The organism is Acidovorax sp. KPB24-07 (genome assembly GCF_057543315.1).
This window is the reverse complement of the sequence record NZ_BAAJYS010000293.1, coordinates 1-4,272: the sequence shown is the minus strand read 5'-3', so window position 1 is coordinate 4,272 and position 4,272 is coordinate 1. Positions and strand designations below refer to the sequence as shown.

Genomic DNA, 4,272 nt, shown 5'->3' with positions numbered 1-4,272 from the left:
CTGCTGTGCGCGCTGCTGGCGCTCAGCGCCCTGGGCTATGCCAGCAAGCCGTGGCGCCGGCTGCACCCGGTCGCCTACTGGATGCACTGGAACGCGGCGGTCCACGGCCTGCGCAGCGGCTGGGCCGACCAGGAGCGCCAGCGCAGCGCCCTGCTGGAGCGCGCGCGGCAGGCGACGCCCGCGGTCACGCGCCCCGGCCCGTCCACCGTGGTGCTGGTGGTGACCGACAGCATCAACCGCGACAACCTGGGCCTGTACGGCTACGCGCGCCCCACCACGCCGCGCCTGGAGGCGCAGCAGCGCGTGCTGGGCGAGGAGATGGCCGTGCTGCGCCATGCGTGGTCGGTCGATGCCAGCACGCTGCCGGCACTGGCCAACATCTTCGGCTTCGGGCAGCCGGGCCGGGCCGACGGGCAGCACGTGCTGGCGCTGGCCCGCGCTGCGGGCTACAAGGTCTGGTGGATGAGCAACCACGACGACGTGGCGATCGAGCAGCAGCATGCGCGCCTGGCCGACGTGGTGGACATGGTCAACCGCACGCCGGGCCGCGCGGGCGCCTCGCTGGACGGCGAGCTGCTGGACTGCGTGCAGGAAGCGCTGGACGACCCTGCCGAGCGCAAGCTGATCGTGGTGCACCTGATGGGCGCGCACCCGCATTACCGGCTGCGCTTTCCGAGCGGCGACAACCCGTTCGACGACCACGTGGACGCGGTCGAGGCGCAACTGGCCGGCCAGGGCCGCTCGGCCTGGGTGCGGCGCTACCGCCAGCAGTACGACGCGGCCCTGCTGTACCACGACTTCGTGGTGTCCGAGACGCTGCAGCTGGCGCGCGCCGGGGCGCGGCCGGGCGAGTCCCGGGCGTGGATGTATCTGTCCGACCATGGCCAGGAGGTCGGCCACGGCAGCGACCGCGCGGGCCACAGCCCCGCGACCGCCTCGGGCTACCGCATTCCCACGGTGATCTGGCGCAGCGCGGCGGCGCAGCCGGTGTCCGCCGCCACGGCGCAGCGGCCGTTCCGCGCCGACTGGGCGGCCTGGACCCTGGCCGATCTGCTGCACATCGGCTGGGCCGGTGCCATGCCGGAGCGCAACGTGCTGGACGACCGCTACCACTGGGTGGCTCCGGTGCTGCCCGTGGCGGTGCCGTCGTTTTCAGACTGAAGGTGCTCGGGCCAGCGCCATCCATCGCAAAGGATTCTGGCGTGCAGCAGGGCGAGGCCCTGAAGCGGCCTCACTCACTTGCCGCGGCCCAGCCGCCTGCGCAGACTCTTGTCACTCCATCTTCAACTTCTCACGGGAATTGTTTCTACCTCAGGAACTGGGTACCTCATTGATGAGTTTGCAATCATGGCGCGCAACACCGTAGGAACTTGCGAAGGATTGCATTTGAATTCTCCAAGGTTTGGATCAAAGAGCACCACACGGTTGTTCGCAGCACGCGCAGCGACAACGTGACCAGAGGCCGGGCAGTCGGGAGTCCGCCCCAAGATGATGACGTGTGCCAGCCCCTCCTGACTTAAATTGCGAGCAAGTGCGCCCAATGCGCTCTCTTCGTCATCGAGGACATCCACGCGCATCCGTTGGCCCCAATCGAGGTTCAATCCCATCTGCCGGATGCTTGCATCGAAAGGATGAATGCCGGTGCTGTAGTCAGCAGCGTCCATTCGATCTTGATGTTCACTTTGCATCTGACTTGCTTGTGTTGTCATCTCTTTCATGGAAGCCATGCGCGATTGCGCATCCTGCGAAGGTCGGGCCGCGATTTGGCGACACCAAAGTGCACTGAAGGCAACGCACGCTCCCGACTCATTGCTTTGGGATCCGATCTGAGCAAGCTCCACGGATTGGTGGAAGCTGGCTTTTCGATGGGCTTGCCAATCCCGTGCTAGCCCCGTGATTTCATTGGGGCCCTCCAAGGTGCGAGGCTGGCTCGAGCAAACGCCACCTTGCAGTACCCGCATGCGGGAGGGTGAGGGGATGCGACTACGGGGCGGCAAACCATCGATCCCAGACTCCAGCCGTTTCGTTTTTTTGCGGTGCGCCAAAAGATGTTTTTGCTATGCCATGAGGCGCAGAAGAGCCGGTTGTGGTCTTTGAAAAACTTGCGGTGCCATCAATCTTTCCCATTTTGCAAACCACTTTATTTGAGATAAGAAAGCAAGTTTTAGAGACATCTCTGACTTCGGGCCCCCTTTTGCGAACTTTGGGTCTTTAGGACGAAGTAAATTGACGCATTATTTGATTCGTACCCGATCAGCCGCTGGTGTGGCGTCAAGGCCAAACAGTGGGATGGAGATGCTCAGGGCATGCAAGGCGGGTGGCATTGTTTTATTTCGGAGTTGTCATGGGCTTACCTCACCTTTTCGCCGCAGGGCCGGGCGCGCGCTGGCTGGCCGCCGCCGGCATCGCCCTGCTGGGCGCCGCGCCTTTCGGTTCCGCCTGGGCGCAGGGCACGATCAAGATCGGCGAGATCAACAGCTACAAGGCCCAGCCGGTGTTCCTGGAGGCCTACAAGAAGGGCATGCACCTGGCGGTGGACGAGGTCAATGCCGCGGGCGGCATCGGCGGCAGGAAGCTCGAACTGGTCACGCGCGACGACAACGCCAACCCCGGCGAGGCCGTGCGGCTGGCCGACGAGCTGGTCTCGCGCGAGCGGGTGGACATCCTGGCGGGCAGCTTCCTGTCGCACATCGGCCTGGCGCTGTCCGACTACGCCAAGCAAAAGAAGCGCTTCTTCCTGGCCAGCGAAGCGCTCACCGACAAGATCACCTGGCACAACGGCAACGCCTACACGTACCGCCTGCGCTCGTCCACCCACATGCTGTCGTCGGCCCTGGTGCCCGAGGCGCTCAAGCTCCAGAAAAAGCGCTGGGCCATCGTGTACCCCAACTACGAATACGGCCAGTCGGCGGTGGACACGTTCAAGAAGCGCATGAAGGCGCAGCAGCCCGGCATCGAGTTCGTCACCGAGCAGGCCGCGCCGCTGGGCAAGCTGGACGCCGGCAGCGTGGCCCAGGCCATCGCCGATGCCAAGCCCGACGCCATCTTCAACGCGCTGTTCGGCCCCGATCTGGCCAAGTTCGTGCGCGAAGGCACCACGCGCGGCCTGTTCAAGAGCACCCCGGTGGTCAGCCTGCTGACCGGCGAGCCCGAGTACCTGGAGCCGCTGCGCGACGAGGCGCCCGTGGGCTGGATCGTCACCGGCTACCCCTGGTACAGCATCGACACGCCGGCCCACAAGGCGTTCGTCGCGGCCTACCAGGCCAAGTACGGCAAGGAAGACCTGCGCCTGGGCGCGCTGATCGGCTACGACACCATCCAGTCCCTGGCCGCGGGCGTGAAGCGCGCGGGCGGCAAGACCGATGCCGAGTCGCTGGCCAAGGCGTTCAGCGGCCTCCAGGTGTCCACGCCCGACGGCCCCATCGAATACCGCGCGATCGACCACCAGTCCACGCTGGGCGTGTACGTGGGCAAGATCGCGCTCAAGGACGGCAAGGGCGTGATGGTCGACTACCGCTACGTGCCCGGCGATACCCTGCTGCCGCCCGAGGCCGAGGTGCGCGCGCTGCGCCCCGCGCCCTGACGCGCCGGCCTGCCGATCGCCCGCGACCCCGCCGCGCCCCGTTCCGCCCGCGATGGATTTCTCCGGCTTCCTGACCCAGCTGCTCAACGGGCTGGCCGAGGCGTCGTCGCTCTTCCTGGTGGCGGCCGGCCTGTCGCTGATCTTCGGGGTGACGCGCATCGTCAACTTCGCGCACGGCTCGTTCTACATGCTGGGCCTGTACCTGGCGTATTCGCTGGTCGAGCACATGGTGGGACTTGCGGGCCTGGCCGGCGGGCCGCTGGGCTACTGGCTCGGCCTGCTGCTGGCGGCGCTGGCGGTGGGCGCCTTCGGCGCGCTGGTGGAGGTGGTGCTGCTGCGGCGCATCTACCGCGCGCCGGAGCTGTTCCAGCTGCTGGCCACGTTCGCGCTGGTGCTGGTGGTGAGCGACGCGGTGCTGTGGCTCTGGGGCCCGAGGAACTGCTGGGCCGCGCGCGCCGGGCCTGGCGGGCTCGATCGAGCTGATGGGCCGGCAGTACCCGGCCTACAACCTGTTCTTGATCGCCCTGGGCCCGCTGGTGCTGGGCCTGCTGTGGCTGCTGCTCACGCGCACCCGGTGGGGCACGCTGGTGCGCGCCGCCACGCAGGACCGCGAAATGCTCGGCGCCCTGGGCGTCAACCAGGCGTGGCTCTTCACGGGCGTGTTCGCGCTGGGCGCGATGCTCGCGGGG

The 4,272-nt window shown here is 66.9% G+C and carries 3 protein-coding genes and 1 pseudogene; 3 read left to right on the top strand and 1 reads right to left on the bottom strand.

Annotated elements, in window-relative coordinates; translation table 11 throughout:
- The coding region (locus AC27IQ_RS19555) for a phosphoethanolamine transferase (protein WP_487090476.1) at positions 1-1,161 on the top strand (1,161 nt) is incomplete at its 5' end.
- A gap of 122 nt (positions 1,162-1,283) precedes the next feature.
- On the opposite strand, the gene AC27IQ_RS19550 is transcribed toward AC27IQ_RS19555, so the two are convergent.
- A complete protein-coding gene (locus tag AC27IQ_RS19550) occupies positions 1,284-1,961 on the bottom strand; it encodes a YopT-type cysteine protease domain-containing protein (protein ID WP_487090475.1) in 678 nt (225 codons plus the stop codon).
- 383 nt (positions 1,962-2,344) lie between these two features.
- Between AC27IQ_RS19550 and AC27IQ_RS19545 the strand changes: the two genes are divergently transcribed.
- Both AC27IQ_RS19545 and AC27IQ_RS19540 read left to right on the top strand, forming a co-directional pair.
- The gene (locus tag AC27IQ_RS19545) at positions 2,345-3,583 is read left to right on the top strand and encodes an ABC transporter substrate-binding protein (protein WP_487090474.1); all 1,239 of its coding nucleotides are present in this window, start codon (positions 2,345-2,347) and stop codon (positions 3,581-3,583) included.
- A 52-nt stretch (positions 3,584-3,635) separates the two neighbouring features.
- Positions 3,636-4,272, top strand: a pseudogene (locus tag AC27IQ_RS19540) (branched-chain amino acid ABC transporter permease); the annotation flags it as partial.

Bases quoted from the DNA above. Each gene is read 5' to 3' on its own strand.
- AC27IQ_RS19550 (WP_487090475.1), bottom strand. From the start codon at position 1,961: ATGCGGGTACTGCAAGGTGGCGTTTGCTCGAGCCAGCCTCGCACCTTG.
- AC27IQ_RS19545 (WP_487090474.1), top strand. From the start codon at position 2,345: ATGGGCTTACCTCACCTTTTCGCCGCAGGGCCGGGCGCGCGCTGGCTG.